Source organism: Pseudomonas sp. WS 5532 (assembly GCF_012985445.1).
GTDB classification, from domain to species: domain Bacteria; phylum Pseudomonadota; class Gammaproteobacteria; order Pseudomonadales; family Pseudomonadaceae; genus Aquipseudomonas; species Aquipseudomonas edaphica.
This window is the reverse complement of the sequence record NZ_JAAQWK010000004.1, coordinates 212,393-229,101: the sequence shown is the minus strand read 5'-3', so window position 1 is coordinate 229,101 and position 16,709 is coordinate 212,393. Positions and strand designations below refer to the sequence as shown.

Annotated in this window: 11 protein-coding genes; 2 read left to right on the top strand and 9 right to left on the bottom strand. The window is 60.5% G+C overall.

Going from position 1 to position 16,709, the window contains the following annotated elements; all coding sequences use genetic code 11:
* Nucleotides 1-9 precede the first annotated feature (9 nt).
* The 8 genes from truA to leuC form a co-directional block, all read right to left on the bottom strand.
* The gene (gene truA / locus HBO23_RS09790; protein ID WP_026013815.1) at nucleotides 10-834 is read right to left on the bottom strand and encodes a tRNA pseudouridine(38-40) synthase TruA; all 825 of its coding nucleotides are present in this window, start codon (nucleotides 832-834) and stop codon (nucleotides 10-12) included.
* 225 nt (nucleotides 835-1,059) lie between these two features.
* Complete coding sequence (locus HBO23_RS09785) at nucleotides 1,060-3,627, bottom strand: FimV family protein (RefSeq protein ID WP_170037948.1); 2,568 nt, start codon at nucleotides 3,625-3,627, stop codon at nucleotides 1,060-1,062.
* Nucleotides 3,628-3,788: 161 nt separating this feature from the next.
* Nucleotides 3,789-4,799 (bottom strand): aspartate-semialdehyde dehydrogenase, encoded by a 1,011-nt coding sequence (locus HBO23_RS09780; RefSeq protein WP_170037946.1) that lies wholly within the window; start codon nucleotides 4,797-4,799, stop codon nucleotides 3,789-3,791.
* A gap of 239 nt (nucleotides 4,800-5,038) precedes the next feature.
* Complete coding sequence (gene asd / locus HBO23_RS09775; protein ID WP_017138739.1) at nucleotides 5,039-6,151, bottom strand: aspartate-semialdehyde dehydrogenase; 1,113 nt, start codon at nucleotides 6,149-6,151, stop codon at nucleotides 5,039-5,041.
* Nucleotides 6,152-6,215: 64 nt separating this feature from the next.
* On the bottom strand, nucleotides 6,216-7,298 hold the full coding sequence (leuB, locus tag HBO23_RS09770) for a 3-isopropylmalate dehydrogenase (protein WP_021491199.1): 1,083 nt from the start codon (nucleotides 7,296-7,298) through the stop codon (nucleotides 6,216-6,218).
* Between the two features lie 53 nt (nucleotides 7,299-7,351).
* Nucleotides 7,352-8,116, bottom strand: a complete 765-nt coding sequence (locus tag HBO23_RS09765) for a class I SAM-dependent methyltransferase (protein ID WP_017138737.1) — start codon at nucleotides 8,114-8,116, stop codon at nucleotides 7,352-7,354.
* 128 nt (nucleotides 8,117-8,244) lie between these two features.
* A complete protein-coding gene (gene leuD / locus HBO23_RS09760; RefSeq protein ID WP_003234333.1) occupies nucleotides 8,245-8,889 on the bottom strand; it encodes a 3-isopropylmalate dehydratase small subunit in 645 nt (214 codons plus the stop codon).
* A 10-nt stretch (nucleotides 8,890-8,899) separates the two neighbouring features.
* On the bottom strand, nucleotides 8,900-10,318 hold the full coding sequence (gene leuC / locus HBO23_RS09755; RefSeq protein ID WP_170037944.1) for a 3-isopropylmalate dehydratase large subunit: 1,419 nt from the start codon (nucleotides 10,316-10,318) through the stop codon (nucleotides 8,900-8,902).
* A 140-nt stretch (nucleotides 10,319-10,458) separates the two neighbouring features.
* Here leuC and HBO23_RS09750 point away from each other — a divergent pair, with 140 nt between their 5' ends.
* A complete protein-coding gene (locus HBO23_RS09750) occupies nucleotides 10,459-11,349 on the top strand; it encodes a LysR family transcriptional regulator (protein ID WP_017138736.1) in 891 nt (296 codons plus the stop codon).
* 67 nt (nucleotides 11,350-11,416) lie between these two features.
* Nucleotides 11,417-14,725, top strand: coding sequence for an EAL domain-containing protein (locus tag HBO23_RS09745; protein ID WP_170037942.1), 3,309 nt, complete (start codon nucleotides 11,417-11,419; stop codon nucleotides 14,723-14,725).
* Here the strand turns inward: HBO23_RS09745 and HBO23_RS09740 are convergent.
* Entirely contained in the window at nucleotides 14,711-16,624 is a 1,914-nt protein-coding gene (locus HBO23_RS09740; RefSeq protein ID WP_262378176.1) for a hypothetical protein, read from the bottom strand. The genes HBO23_RS09745 and HBO23_RS09740 overlap by 15 nt on opposite strands.
* Nucleotides 16,625-16,709: the final 85 nt, after the last annotated feature.

The window sequence follows — 16,709 nt, the reverse complement described above, 5'->3', positions numbered from 1 at the left end:
TTGCAGGCGTCAGCCGTCAAGTTCGCTGAAACCTGTGAGGAAATGTGGACCGATAAAGCGCTGCGGCAATTCAAACTCGTCGCGGTACTCCACATCCACCAGGTACAAGCCGAACGGGTGCGCCGTGACACCGCCGGTGCGGCGAACGCGGCTCTCCAGCACTTCCCGCGCCCACTCCACCGGGCGCTCGCCAGTGCCGATGGTCATCAGCACACCGGCAATATTGCGCACCATGTGGTGCAGGAAAGCACCGGCGCGGATATCCAGCACGATCATCTTGCCGTGACGGGTCACGCGCAGGTGATGGACTTCCTTGATCGGCGATTTAGCCTGGCATTGGCCCGCACGGAAGGCGCTGAAATCATGTACGCCGACCAGATGCTGGGCGGCCTCGGCCATACGTTCGGCATCCAGCGGGCGGTGGTTCCAGGTGATTTCTTGATTCAGGTGCGCCGGGCGGATCTGATCGTTGTAGATCACATAGCGGTAGCGCCGGGCAATGGCCTTGAAGCGCGCATGAAAATGCGCAGGCATGACCTTGGCCCAGGTCACGCTGACGTCATGGGGCAAATTGATATTAGCGCCCATCACCCAGGCTTTCAGCGTGCGCTCGGCCTGGGTGTCAAAGTGCACCACCTGGCCACAGGCATGCACACCGGCATCGGTACGCCCGGCACACATCAGCGAGACCGGCGAATCCGCCACCTTCGACAACGCGTTTTCGAGGGTTTCCTGCACAGTCAGCACACCTGAAGCCTGGCGCTGCCAGCCGCGATAGCGCGAACCTTTGTATTCCACGCCCAAGGCGATGCGGTTAAAGCCTGCGGCCGCCATTTCGGCAGCCGCGTTATCTATATTTGCCAAGAACTGAGAGCCCGATGAGTTGCGCGAAGGCGGGCATTATAAAGGCGCTGGAGCTATGCGGGGCGCTTTTGTTGTGTGGGAGCTGGCTTGCCTGCGATACAGGCACCTCGGTCTACAGTTGAGACCCGGTTGACGCCATCGCAGGCAAGCCAGCTCCCACACAAACCAGCTCCCACAGGGGGTTTGTATCAACTGTTAGATTTTGCCGAGCATTTCCTTGGCTTCACCGCGCTGCTCTTCACTGCCCTCGGTCAGCACTTCATTGAGGATGTCCTTTGCGCCATCCGCATCGCCCATGTCGATGTAAGCCTGGGCCAAGTCCAGCTTGGTGGCGACCTCGTCGGTGCCGGAAAGGAAGTCAAACTCCGGCTCATCAGCGCCCAACGCCGCGTCTTCAGCGGTGAAGGAAGGCTCGATCGGCGGATGCTCGAGGCTCGAAGACAGGCGATCGAGTTCTGCGTTGACGTCATCGAGCTGCGAGGCGAATGCATCAGGCTTGGCAACGGCCGGGGCTTGCGGCTCGTCCGCCAGGGACAGATCGAAGTCCTCCGGCAGGTCAAAATCGTCCAGCGCAGCCGGCTTGAGGGTCGGCGGCTCAACAGCCGGCACGTCCTTCATTTGATCTTCCAGGCCCGACAGGAAGTCGTCATCGGCCTGCGAAGACGGAGCCTCAAGCTGCAAGTCCAGGTCGAAGTCCGACAGGTCATCAGGGCTGGCCTTGGCTTCGGTCTGCTGTTGCAGCACCGACTCAAAGCTCGGCGCGTCTTTCGGGCTGACTACGGTGGGTGACGCCGCTTCCAGGTCATCCAGACTCAGGTCGAAATCGGTGTCGAACGCCTCAGGCTCCGGGGCAGGCGCGGCGGGCTTGTCTTCGAGCAAGTCCTTGACGTATTGAGCATCCAGGGCCGCCGCTGCCACCGCAGCACTGACGCCCGCAGCCAACACGGCCATGGCCGGGAAGCGGTTTTTGAGCTGCTCGACCTGAGCATGGTTTTCACCATTGGCCACCAGTTGACGCTCCTGGGTGACGAAACCGTCCTTGTCGCCTTGCAGGCCATAGACTTCCATCAACTTCAGGCGCAGGTCGCTGCGCTTGGGTTCGCGCTTGATCGCCTGCTCCAGCACATCGGCGGCCTGGTTCAGGTGGCCACGGTCGATATGGGATTGCGCTTGCGCCAGTGCATCACTGGAGTTTTCCGGGGCGACGGCGACGGCCAATGGCGCCAGCACGGAGGCGACCGATGGCACCACCACAGGCTCAGCAACCGCCGCCGGCGCAGGAGCAGCAGCCAATTTAACGTTCGGCGCTGCCACCTCAAGGCCTTCGAAGCTGTCCGCAGGCAGATCGTGATCCACATTTGGCGTAAATGCCGGTTCTTCGGCCAGCGCGCGTGCCATGCGCAGGTGCTTTTCATCTTCGAGGCGCGCATTGCGATGGCGCGCCCACAGCAGCAGAAGCAACAACACCAGCAAGCCAGCCGCGCCACCGATTACACCAAGGACGATCGGATTGGTCAGCAGCTCGTTGAACTTGCCTTCGTTGGTGGCAGGCGTGTCCTGCGCCTTGATTGGCTCAGGCGCGGGTGCTGCGGCAACGGGCGCCGCCTCAGCCGGTGCTGGCGTGGCCGCAGGTTCAGCCGCCAATTGAGCCGGCATCGCCGCTGTCGCCTGTGCCGCTGGCTCAGGGTTGCCGGCCTGCAACCTGGCGAGTTGATCGTTTTTCAGTTGAATCAGTTTTTGCAGCTTGTCCAGCTGGCTTTGCAGGTCGGCCGCACGGCTTTTGAGCTCTTCATTGTCGCGACGGGTGGTGTCCAGCTGCTCCTGGGTCATCGCCAGTTTATCGCTCACCGCTCGGCTATCACCGGCCTTGCCCTTTGCGCCTTTTTTGGCCGACTCCGCCGAGACCAGGCTCAAGTTGTCCTTGGCCGTGGTGCTCGACGGCGCATTGCCCGCCTGGGTGCGCTTGGTCGCGTCCAGCTGTTGCTTGCCCGCCACCGGGTTACTGGCTGCGCGACGACCTGCGCGCCAGGCAGCATTTTGCGCAGTCACTTCGGCAATCGCCTCGGGCTGCGGCAAGCTGGTGGCTTGCTGGCGGTCCGGCAGGCGCAGGACCTGGCCGGTTTTCAGGCGATTGATGTTGCCGTCGACAAAGGCATCAGGATTAAGCGCCTGGATGGCCAGCATGGTTTGCTGCACCGACGCACCGTTGCGATTCTTTTCGGCAATTTCCCACAAAGTGTCGTGAGAGGTCGTGGTGTGTTGAGCGGATTTGCTGGCGGTCTTCGCCGGGCTGGCGGCCGCAGTGCTGGCCGGTGCGCTCAAGCGCGGCGCGGGCGCGTTGGCGGTCGGCGCCGGCTGCTCGAACTTGGCCGGGTCGAGCAACACACTGTAGTCGCGCATCAAGCGGCCATTGGGCCACTGCACCTGCAGCAGGAAACGTACGTAGGAATCGGGCAGCGGCTTGCTGGAGGTGACGCGCACCACACTGCGGCCGCTGGGGTTGACCACCGGGGTAAACGTCAGGTCATTGAGAAACGCCTGGCGGTCAACGCCTGCATCGACAAACGCCTGGTCGGAGGCCAGGCTCGGGGTGATCTCGGCAGCCGTGAGGCCGCCCACGTCGAGCAATTCGATTTCCACCGACAACGGCTGGTTCAGCTTCGATTTGAGGGTCATCTCCCCAAGTTGCAGCGCCTGCGCCATACCGGAGGACAGCGCCGAGGCGGCCGCTATTGCTAACACCAGTTTGCGAACTTGAACCATAGCCTCATCCTTTGTCTGAACACTCCCCGGCCTGCGAGAAGGTTGGTAACCGCTGCCATAAGGCATGGCGAGCCGATAGGTTACCGACGCGCTTCTTTACCGCTTGGGGCCAAGCATAGCGCCTGGCTAGAATCAATCTACAAATTGCCGCCAAGTATCTTTTACACAAGGCCTTTTATCAACAACTGCGCCAGCTGTACGGCGTTGAGTGCCGCGCCCTTGCGTACGTTATCTGACGTCAGCCACAGATTTAGTTCCGCCGGGTCATCCACACCTGCACGCACACGGCCGACGTAGACCACATCCTGGCCGACCGCATCGCCCACAGCCGTGGGGTAATCGCCCTCTTCAACCAGTTCGATGCCAGGCGCCGCTTCCAATGCACGGTTCACCGCTGCCAGATCGACCGGCGCGCCCAATTGCAACGACACCGTCAGGCTATCGCCAAAAAACACCGGGGCTTGAACGCAGGTTGCAGAAATCTTCAGCAATGGAGTTTCCAGCACCGCGCGCAGTTCGTGTACGAGACGTTTCTCCAGGGCTGTATGACCTTTCGCATCTGGCGTGCCGACTTGTGCCAAAAGGTTGAAGGCCATTTGCCGATCAAAGAACTTGGGCTCCAGCGGGCGCACGTTCAACAGTTCGGCGGTCTGTCGTGCCAGCTCGCTGACGGCTTCACGGCCCTGGGCGGATACCGCCAGGTTGGCGGTGACGCTGACACGCTGGATCTCCAACAATTCACGCAACGGCGCCAGCACCACGGCCAGGTTGGTCGCCGATGGGCTTGGGCTGCTCAGCTGGAAGGGCTTTTTCAAACTGTCCAGTACATGGGCATTGGCTTCTGGCACCACGTGAGGCGCCTGTTCAGCAGGCAAGGCGCCAGACAGGTCGATCACCGCGCAACCGGCAGCGGTGGCGCGCGGGGCAAAGCTCAAGGTAACGGCCGGGCCGGCCGCAAAGAAGGCAAGCTGCGCTTTTTTGAAATCGAACTCATCGACTTCCTTGACCCGCACGTTCTTGCCGCGAAACGGCACGGAGGCGCCGGCCGAATTGCTGCCGGCCAGCAGATAGAGGGTGCCCACCGGAAAATCCAGTTCTTCGAGAATCTGCACCAGGGTTTCACCGACGGTGCCAGTGGCGCCGATCACGGCGATTTCAAAGGTCTGGGTCATGGAGGCTGCCTCGGGCATTGCGGGGGGAGCGGCACTTTACCGGGTGGCTCGGGGTGAGGCAATTAAGCTGGCCTTTGTGGTGAGGCTGATGGCCTCATCGCAGGCAAGCCAGCTCCCACCCTTGAATGTGTTTACAAAACACAATGTGGGAGCTGGCTTGCCTGCGATGGCGGCCTCAAGGGCAACAAAAAACCCGCGCCTGTCACCAGTACGCGGGTTTCTCTTACGGCTTCAAGCGATCAACGCTCAAGCAAGATCCGCAGCATGCGACGCAGCGGCTCGGCAGCGCCCCACAGCAGTTGGTCGCCGACCGTGAACGCGCCGAGGAACTGGCTGCCCATGTTCAGCTTGCGCAGACGGCCCACCGGTACATTCAGGGTGCCGGTGACCTTGGTCGGGCTCAGCTCCTGCATGCTGATGTCGCGGTTGTTCGGCACCAGCTTGACCCACGGGTTGTGCTGGCTGATCAACCCTTCGATATCGGCGATCGGCACGTCTTTGTTCAGCTTGATGGTCAGCGCCTGGCTGTGGCAGCGCATGGCGCCGATGCGCACGCAGATGCCGTCGACCGGGATCGGGCTCTTGAAGCGACCCAAAATCTTGTTGGTCTCGGCCTGGGCCTTCCACTCTTCGCGGCTCTGGCCGTTTGGCAGTTCCTTGTCGATCCACGGGATCAGGCTGCCGGCCAATGGCACACCGAAGTTCTCGGTCGGGTAAGCGTCGCTGCGCATGGCTTCGGCCACGCGGCGGTCGATGTCGAGGATCGCGCTGGCAGGGTCGGCCAGTTGATCGGCGACAGCGGCGTGGGTCGCGCCCATCTGCTTGATCAGTTCACGCATGTTCTGCGCACCGGCGCCGGACGCCGCCTGATAAGTCATGGCGCTCATCCACTCAACCAGGCCGGCTTCGAACAAGCCGCCCAGGCCCATCAGCATCAGGCTGACGGTGCAATTGCCGCCGACGTAGTTCTTGGTGCCGGCATCCAGTTGCTGGTCGATGACCTTGCGGTTCACCGGGTCGAGGATGATCACCGCGTCGTCCTGCATGCGCAGGCTGGAGGCGGCGTCGATCCAGTAACCCTGCCAGCCGGCTTCGCGCAGCTTGGGGAAGACTTCGCTGGTGTAGTCGCCACCCTGGCAGGTCAGGATCACATCGAGGGTTTTCAGCTCTTCAATGCTGTAGGCGTCCTTGAGCGGGGCGATATCCTTGCCCACGGACGGCCCTTGGCCACCTACGTTCGAAGTGGTGAAAAACACCGGCTCAATAAGATCGAAATCCTGCTCTTCCAGCATCCGCTGCATGAGCACGGAACCGACCATACCGCGCCAACCGATCAGACCTACACGTTTCATCGCAACTACACCTTGTTAAAAAGTGGGCCGCCTTGCAGCAACAACTGCAAGCGGGCCGGAGAGATTACAGATTCCGCAGCGCGGCGACTACTGCGTCGCCCATTTCTTGCGTGCCGACTTTGGTGCAACCCTGTGACCAAATGTCACCGGTGCGCAAACCTTGATCCAGCACCAGGCTTACGGCCTTCTCGATGGCATCCGCCGCTTCGCTCAGGTTGAAGCTGTAACGCAGCATCATCGAGACCGACAAAATCGTCGCCAACGGGTTGGCAATGCCCTGGCCCGCGATGTCCGGCGCCGAACCGTGGCAAGGCTCGTACATGCCCTTGTTGTTGGTGTCCAGGGACGCCGATGGCAGCATGCCGATGGAGCCGGTGAGCATCGAGGCCTGGTCCGACAGGATGTCGCCAAACAGGTTATCGGTGACAATCACGTCAAACTGCTTGGGCGCACGCACCAGTTGCATGGCAGCGTTGTCGACGTACATGTGGCTCAGCTCGACGTCCGGGTAGTCCTTGGCGACTTCCTCGACGATTTCGCGCCACAGTTGGCTGGAGGCCAGTACGTTGGCTTTATCGACCGAGCAGACCTTTTTGCCGCGCACACGGGCCATGTCGAAACCGACACGGGCGATACGGCGGATTTCACTCTCGCTGTACGGCAGCGTGTCGTAGGCCTGGCGTTCGCCATTCTCCAACTCGCGCACGCCGCGTGGCGAGCCAAAATAGATACCGCCGGTCAGTTCACGCACGATCAGGATATCCAGGCCCGCGACCACTTCCGGTTTGAGGCTCGACGCGTCGGCCAACTGCGGGTAGAGGATGGCCGGGCGCAGGTTGCCGAACAGGCCCAGTTGCGCGCGGATTTTCAGCAGGCCGCGCTCAGGGCGGATGTCACGCTCGATCTTGTCCCATTTCGGGCCACCCACGGCGCCGAGCAGCACGGCATCGGCCGCACGGGCGCGGTCCAGGGTTTCGTCAGCCAGCGGCACGCCGTGCTTGTCGATGGCCGCGCCGCCGATCACGTCGTGGCTCAGCTCAAAGCCCAGGCTGTACTTGCTGTTGGCGAGTTCCAGGACCTTGACCGCTTCGGCCATGATTTCCGGACCAATACCGTCGCCAGGGAGAATCAGAATCTGCTTGCTCATGCGTTCCTCATTTCATCAAGCGACCCGCCCGTGGGCAGGTCGGGAAAAATCAATCAGCGTTCAGCGAAAACCACCAGCACGTCGGTGCTGAAGGTGCCGTCGGCTTGAATCTCGTAGTAATCGCGCACTTCCTGGCCCATTGCCTGTTGCAGCGCAAGGATCGCCGCGCGCAATACCTCTGGCGTGCGCATGCGCTCGACCCACGAGGTGTATTCCAGGCGCAGGCGTTGACGGCTGCTGGTGCGCACATGCAAGCCGGATTCGCTGAGCTGTTGCATCCATTCGGCGGCGCAATAATCGCGTACGTGGCTGGTGTCACGCAGCACTTCGACGGTTTGCAGGTAAGTGTCCAACAGTGGGCTGCCCGGTGACAAGACGTCGACGAAGGCTGCCACGCCACCGGGCTTGAGCACCCGGCGCACTTCGCGCAGCGCCAGGCCCAGGTCGCTCCAGTGGTGGGCCGAGTAGCGGCTGAACACGAAGTCGAACTCGCCGTCGGCGAATGGCAGGCGCTCGGCGGCGCCGTGTACGGTGCGGATGTTGGCCAGGTTGCGGTCTATAGCAGCTGCGGCAACCACGTCGAGCATCTGTTGGGACAGGTCGTAGGCCACGACCTCGTTGACCAGTGGCGCCACCTGGAAACTCACATGCCCCGCACCGCAGCCCAAATCCAGCAGGCGCGCAGCGCCCTGCCCGGCCAATTCGGCCTGGAGCAGCGCGAATTCGGTGCCTTGGGCGTGCACGGCACTGCTCAGGTAGGCGGAGGCTTGCTCGCCGAATTGTTTTTGCACGACTTGGGTGTGGGCGGTGGTGGTCATGGTGGCTTTCCTTGGGTGTTGGGGTGGTTGTACGGGCGCTATCGCAGGCAAGCCAGCTCCCACAGTGGAATGCATTCCAGGGTGGGAGTCGGGCTTGCCCGCGATGGGGCCCGCACGGTTACCGCCAATCAGGCATCGCGAAACAGCCAGGGCTGGCTCGCCCGGTGTTTGGCTTCAAACGCGGCAATCGCATCGCCGTCCTGCAGGGTCAGGCCGATGTCGTCCAGGCCATTGATCAGGCAATGCTTGCGGAACGCATCCACCTCGAAGTGATACACCTTGCCGTCCGGACGGGTCACGGTCTGCGCGGCCAGGTCAACGGTCAGTTGGTAGCCCACATCAGCTTCCACCTGCTTGAACAGCTCATCCACTTCAGCGTCGCTCAAGATGATCGGCAGCAAGCCGTTCTTGAAGCTGTTGTTGAAGAAGATGTCGGCGTAGCTCGGCGCGATGATGCTGCGAAAGCCATATTCTTCCAGCGCCCACGGCGCGTGTTCACGGCTGGAGCCGCAACCGAAGTTTTCCCGCGCCAGTAATACGCTGGCGCCCTGGTAGCGCTCGGCGTTGAGTACGAAGTCTTTGTTCAGCGGGCGCTTGGAGTTGTCCTGGTAGGCGTAGCCCACGTCCAGGTAGCGCCACTCGTCGAACAGGTTAGGGCCGAAACCGGTGCGCTTGATCGACTTCAAGAACTGCTTGGGGATGATCTGGTCGGTGTCGACGTTGGCGCGATCCAAAGGGGCGACAAGGCCGGTGTGTTGGGTAAAAGCTCTCATCGGGTATTCCTCAGATCAATTCGCGAACGTCGATGAAACGACCGTTGACGGCAGCCGCAGCGGCCATGGCCGGGCTGACCAGGTGAGTACGCCCGCCGGCGCCCTGACGCCCTTCGAAGTTTCGGTTGGAAGTGGACGCGCAATGCTCGCCCGATTCCAAACGGTCCGGGTTCATCGCCAGGCACATCGAGCAGCCCGGCTCACGCCATTCAAAACCGGCTTCGAGGAAGATCTTGTCCAGGCCTTCGGCTTCAGCTTGAGCCTTCACCAGGCCCGAACCCGGCACCACGATGGCTTGCTTGATGGTCGAAGCCACTTTGCGGCCCTTGGCGATCACCGCCGCAGCGCGCAGGTCTTCGATCCGCGAGTTGGTGCAGGAACCGATAAACACGCGATCCAACTGAATGTCGGTAATCGCCTGGTTGGCTTTCAAACCCATGTATTTCAGGGCGCGCTCGATGGAACCGCGCTTGACCAAGTCGGTTTCTTTAGCCGGGTCCGGCACGTTCTGGTCAACCGCCAGGACCATTTCCGGCGAGGTACCCCAGCTCACTTGCGGCTTGATCTGGGCAGCGTCGAGCTCGACCACGGTGTCGAACACCGCGTCGGCGTCGGAGACCAGGTCTTTCCAGGCTTCAACGGCGGCATCCCAATCGGCGCCCGCCGGTGCGAATGGGCGACCTTTGACGTATTCAACGGTTTTTTCGTCCGCCGCCACCATGCCCACGCGGGCACCGGCTTCGATGGACATGTTGCAGATGGTCATGCGGCCTTCGATGGACAGGTCGCGAATCGCGCTGCCGGCGAATTCGATGGCGTGGCCGTTACCGCCGGCGGTGCCAATCTTGCCGATCACGGCCAGCACGATGTCTTTGGCGGTCACGCCGAACGGCAATTTGCCTTCGACTTTCACCAACATATTTTTCATCTTCTTGGCGACCAGGCACTGGGTCGCGAACACATGTTCCACCTCGGAGGTGCCGATGCCGTGCGCCAGGGCGCCGAACGCGCCGTGGGTGGACGTGTGGGAGTCGCCGCAGACCACGGTCATGCCCGGCAAGGTGGCGCCCTGCTCCGGGCCGATCACGTGGACGATGCCTTGACGCACATCATTCATCTTGAATTCGGTGATGCCATATTCGTCGCAGTAGTCGTCGAGGGTCTGCACCTGAAGGCGCGACACGGTGTCGACGATGGCGTCGATCCCGCCCTTGCGTTCCGGGGTGGTCGGCACGTTGTGGTCCGGGGTGGCGATGATCGAGTCGACGCGCCAAGGCTTGCGCCCGGCCAGTCGCAGGCCTTCGAACGCTTGGGGCGAGGTCACTTCATGGATGATGTGACGGTCGATATAGATCAGCGACGAGCCATCGTCGCGCCGTTTCACTTCATGGGAATCCCAAAGCTTGTCGTAAAGCGTTTTGCCGGCCATCAGTCGGTCCTCATCACAGGTGCATCTATACGCCGGGCTTTTCAATAACCCTTTGGCTTGTGAGGCTGATGGTATGGCGCTACATTAAATAACTCAAATTCATATTTTTTATGCTTTGGATTACCAACTGGAATACCACCATGGACCTGGCCAACCTCAACGCCTTTATCGCTATCGCCGAGACCGGCAGCTTTTCCGGCGCCGGTGATCGCCTGCACCTGACCCAGCCTGCGATCAGCAAACGCATCGCCGGGCTGGAACAGCAATTAAAGGTGCGCCTGTTCGATCGCCTGGGCCGTGAAGTCGGCCTGACCGAAGCCGGGCGCGCCCTGCTGCCACGCGCTTATCAGATTTTGAATGTGCTGGACGATACACGCCGGGCGCTCACCAACCTGACCGGCGAAGTCAGCGGCCGGCTGACATTGGCCACCAGCCATCACATCGGCCTGCACCGCCTGCCGCCCATTCTGCGCACCTTTACCCGGCAATATCCCAATGTGGCACTGGATATTCAGTTCCTTGATTCGGAAGTGGCCTACGAAGAAATCCTCCATGGCCGTGCCGAAGTGGCGGTCATCACCCTGGCACCTGAACCGCACAACCTGGTACGCGCCACGCCGGTGTGGGACGACCCGCTGGACTTCGTGGTGGCACCGGAACACAGCTTGACCGGCAACGGTATGGTCAGCCTCGCCGACATTGCCAAACACCCGGCGGTCTTTCCCGGCGGCAACACCTTTACCCACCATATCGTCAGACGGCTGTTCGAGGCCCAGGGCCTCACGCCCAACATCGCCATGAGCACCAACTACCTGGAAACCATCAAGATGATGGTCTCCATCGGCCTGGCCTGGAGCGTTTTGCCGCGCACCATGCTCGATGATCAGGTGGCAAGTATCGCTTTGCCGGGCATACAGCTCAGTCGCCAGCTAGGCTATATCGTGCACACCGAAAGGACGCTGTCGAACGCTGCGCGGGCTTTCATGAGCCTATTGGATGCACAGGTCGATCTGCCAGGGATACCGGCATGAAGCTGTGCGGCCCATAAAGCCTGAATAATCCCGCGCCGAACGCCCATTGAGCCAAGGCCCATTGATAATGCGCAACCCCGTCGATTCCGTGCCGCCCCTGCCGCGCATTTACGCCTTGGACCCTCAAGAGGCGGAACAAAGCTGGGAAAGTGCTCCACAATTGCTGGCGGCCCTCAATGCTGCCCGCCTTGGCGCGTGGTGCTGGGAAATCGATACGGGCAGGATCAGCTGGTCACGCGGCACCCAGGCGTTGTTTGGCTACGACCCTCGGCAACCCTTGCCCAAAGACCTCGACTACCTGGACCTGCTGGCGCCGCAGGACCGCGCCCGGGTGGTGCGCGCGTTTCATGCGGTGCTGGCGGGCGAGCCGTTCGAGCAGGCCATGCACCACCACATCCAATGGCCGGATGGCAGCCATCACTGGCTGGAAATCAACGGCAGCCTGGCGCCGGACAAAACCGGCCGGCGCCGCATGATCGGGGTAATTCGCGAAACCACCCGCCAGCGCGAGCGCGAACACGCCCTCATGCAATCGGAAAAACGCTTCGCCACGCTGTTTCACCTGTGCCCCAACATGGTGTTGCTCACCCGCCAGTCCGACGGCCGCATCAGCGAAGCCAACCAGTACTTCGAGATTCACTTTGGCTGGCCCGTTGCCGAGGCCATCGGCCGCACCACCCTGGAGCTGGGCCTGTGGCGCCACCCCGAGGAGCGCGCGCTGCTGGTCAAGGCCACCCAGCGCAAGGGCGAGCCGATCACCATGGACGTGCAGTTCTGCGCCAGCAACGGCCAGATTCACGACGGCACCCTCAGCGCGCAAAAGGTCGAGCTTGAGGGCGAGGCTTACCTGATCAGCACCTTTCTTGACACCACCGACCGCAAGAACGCCGAGCAGGCCCTCAAGGACAGCCAGGAGCGCCTCGACCTGGCCCTGGATTCGGCGCAACTGGGCACCTGGGACTGGCATATCCCCACCGGCATGCTCTACGGCTCGGCCCGCGCCGCCCAATTGCACGGCCTGCCGCCCGAGCCTTTCCACGAATCCTTCGACGCGTTTTTTGAAGGCATGTCCGATGCCGACCGCGAGGGCATGCGCAACGCCTACCGCAGCCTGCGCGAAGGCCCGGACGGCAACTATCAGTTGACCTACCGCGTAGAAATGGAAGATGGCAGCCCGCGCTACCTGGAAAGCCGTGCACGCCTGTATCGCGATGACGCCGGCAAGCCGCTGCGCATGGCCGGCACCTTGCTCGATATCACCGACCAGGTTGAACGCGAACAACGCCTGACCGCCTCCGAAGAAAAATTCGCCAGCCTGTTCCAGGCCAGCCCCGACCCGATCTGCGTAACCTGCCTGGACAGTGGCGTGTTTATCGAGATCAACCCGGCCTTTACCCAGACCTTCGGCTGGACCGCTGCCGACGTCATCGGCAACAGCGCCGAGCAGATCGGCCTGTGGGACGATTCGAGCCAGCGCCTGCAACGCATTGAGCAGGTGATTCGCGAACAATCGTTGAGCAATGTGGCCCTGGTGGTGCATCACCAGAACGGCCAAAGTCTGACCTGCGTAATTTCCAGCCGGTTGATCAAGGTCGGTGACCAACCCTGCATTGTCACGACGTTGCGCGATATCACCCAGCAACAGCGCTCGGAAGCCGCGCTCAAGGCCAGTGAAGAGAAATTCGCCAAGGCTTTTCACTCCAGCCCTGACGCGATTTCCATTACCGAGCGCGACACCGGCCGTTACGTCGAGGTCAACGACGGCTTCTGCCGCCTGACCGGCTACCGCGCCGAAGAAGCCATCGGCCTCACGCTCTACCAGATCGGCATCTGGGCCGATGAAAACCAGCGCGCGGCATTGTTGGCCGAACTGCAGATCAAGGGCCGCATTCATCACCTGGAAATGCTCTGGCACAACAAGCGCGGTGAAGTGTTGGCGGTGGAAGTCTCGGTCGAACCCATCACCCTCAATGAAACCCCGTGCCTGCTGTTGACTGCACGGGATGTGAGCCTGTTGAAAAACGCCCAGGCGCAGATTCGTCACCTGGCCTACCACGACCCTCTGACCAACCTGCCCAACCGCGCGCTGCTGATGGACCGTCTCAGTCAGCAGATCGCCCTGCTCAAACGCCATAACCTGCGCGGCGCGTTATTGTTCCTCGACCTTGACCACTTCAAGCACATCAATGATTCCCTCGGTCACCCGGTGGGCGACACCGTGCTGAAAATAGTCACTGCACGGCTGGAAGCCAGCGTGCGCCTGGAAGACACCGTGGCGCGCCTGGGCGGTGATGAATTCGTGGTGTTGCTCAGTGGCCTGGAAGGCACACGTACAGCGGTCAGCGGCCAAGTACAAGTATTGGCCGACACGCTGCGCGAACTGCTGTCGGAGCCGATGTTCCTGGATGGCCACCGCTTGCAGGTCACACCGAGCATCGGCGTGGCGCTTATACCCGACCATGGCTCCACACCGGCCGACCTGCTCAAGCGCGCCGATATTGCGCTGTATCGCGCCAAGGACTCGGGGCGCAACACCACGCAAATGTTCCACAACAGCATGCAGAAAACCGCCAGTGAGCGTCTGCGCATGGAGACCGACCTGCGCCTGGCGCTGTCACGCGGTGAGTTCAGCGTGCATTACCAACCCCAGGTGGATGCACGCGGCAACAAAATTGTCGGCGCCGAGGCGCTGGTGCGCTGGCAGCACCCACAATTGGGCGCGCAGTCACCCACCGAATTTATCAAGGTACTGGAAGACAGCGGCCTGATCCTGGAGGTCGGCACCTGGATTCTCGATGAGGCCTGCGGCGCCTTTGCGCAGCTGATTGCCGAGGGCCTGGTAGACCCGCTTAATTTCAGCCTGTGCGTGAATATCAGCCCCCGGCAGTTTCGCCAGAACGACTTTGTGGAGCGGGTAGAACACAGCCTCAAACAGCATCATCTGCCCTGCAGCCTGTTAAAGCTGGAGATCACCGAAGGCATCGTCATCCAGAACCTGGACGACACCGTGGCCAAGATGCGCCGCCTGAAAAAGCTCGGCGTGAGCTTTGCCATGGATGACTTCGGCACCGGCTATTCGTCGCTGACTTATCTCAAACGCCTGCCGGTGGATGCGCTGAAGATCGACCAGTCCTTCGTGCGCGATGCCACCCATGACCCCAACGACGCGGAAATCATCCGCGCCATCGTGGCCATGGCCCGCAGCCTCAACCTTGATGTAATTGCCGAGGGCGTGGAAACGCCGGAGCAACTGGCGTTCCTGCAAAAGCTGGGGTGCCATTTGTTCCAAGGGTATTTGCACAGCCGGCCGTTGCCGATCAAGGCGTTCAGGCAGTTACTGGTCCAACCGCCCTCACCCGGTCTACACCAGTTTTAACGCGTGAGCGCCTTTCTCCCAGTCCGAACCGGCCAATTTTATTGTTGACCCATAAAAATCGATAATTCCGTCAAAAACGCCTACGGAGTGGCCATGATTGGCAAGAGTGCCCGCAACGCCACTGGCCAATTCCTCGGCAGTGCTGCTACGCGTGAAGGCATACAAGCCAAGGCGCCGAAGTGCTTCGCCAGGGGTTTCTCTATCATTGAGCGTCCCCATGGCGGCCTCAAAACTCGCTTCAGCCCGAAACTCGTGATTTTCCATTTGCGCGCGCTTTGCGCTCACCGCGAACATGAAAATCGCGTCGTGCAAAAGACCTTTATCTTCACCGAAGAAGTGCGAACCTTTTTGCGCTTTTTTCAACTCATCGTGGGTCAGGTGTACCGTGCATGAGTCACGCATGGTCACGGTATAACCCTCGGGTGTCTCAATAATGCGTTTATAAATGCCCTGGGGATTTTGACCGTACTTCATCATCGCGGCCTTGATCGCAGAGACGGTGACGCAGTTGAGTTCTGAACCTTGATAGAACCCACTCCAGATATTGTCAGGCTTGACGCCCACCTGACGACTGGAGAGGTTTGAAATGTTCCCGCCCGGTGGCGCCGACGAAGTGTTCGACGGCTGCATGGCGAGCATATAGCCATAGTCTTTGACAACAGGCTGTTGTTTTCCCGACGAGTATTTGATGCCATCCAGTACAAACTCACCAGCGTAATTATCCAAGACGGCAACGGCGCCTTTTTTCAACATTTTTTCGGGTTCGACAATGCGCAGAAAACCGATCATCCCCATCCCTTTTAATGCCCGGTACACCGTATCATTAAGCATGACCGCGGATAACGCGCGCTCGAAGCTCCCCTGTTTATCAGGGTCCGTACTGGACAGTTGCACACGTTTTACATAGGCCGCCAAGATGAAATTGGCATCCATCACAATACCGCCGTCACCGCCGGTAAACCGCGAGACCCCAGCAGTGCGACTCCATTCTTCTTTGGACAGATGTAAAGAAAAACCGTCCTTCATGGTGATGTCATAGCCCTCTGCGGCCGCCACGACCTTGTCGAACACATCCTGCGGACTTTGACCAAACCTCATCATCATCATTTTGATCACTGACGCATGCCGACGGGTATCGCCCTCACCGAACCGTCGTTCAGCGACGTCAAAACTTCTTACTCTATCGACAGGTTTCTGCCCCTTTGCTCGAACAGGGATGTCGGAAGACAAATCGCTCATTGGCGGCACGCCGGGGTCGGAGGGGCTCTGAGGCTGAGCGCTGGCACTCAAACCAGAGGCATTACCCTGCACCTCAACGGACGTATTGTGATTAACCAGCACGTAGACATAGGGACGCTCGACAGGTCGCTGGCCCCCATATTCATGGCTCACGCCCCCATAGACCAGGGCACCGCCAAATGTATGGGTTTGCATGACGCCGACCCCGCTGCCTGCCAACTGCGCCGACGGTACTTGGCGTAAAAAACCGGCCATGCCCAGGCCCTTGAGCACATTATAAGTCGTCTCACCACGCAACGAATTTGATAATGCAGTCTTAAACCCCTGACTATTACCTGCCTGAACGCCCATTAGTTGTTTACGTTTAACAAACACAGCCAATGCAAAGTTCGCATCACTGATCGCCGCCGGGTCATGTCCAACAATTCTTGAGCCGGCGGCTGTTTGCCGTAACTCGAGATCGGACACTTGAACTTTGTTGCCATCTCTAAGCGTGACCTCATACCCCTGCTCGGCACGTTTGACCTGCGTAAACAAGTCCGAAGGGCGTTGACCAAAAGTAACCATCATCATTTTGATAACCGCTAAGTGAGCACTGGCGTCATAGTCCTCACCAAAGCGTCTTTGAGGGGCATTGAATGCGTTGACAACGTCCAGCAATTTAACGTCTGTGGAGTGTGAGATCGGCCCTGTAAAAGGCAGGGAATGTACGGGTGTTGAACGAGTAGAGAGGTTAAGCCTGGCT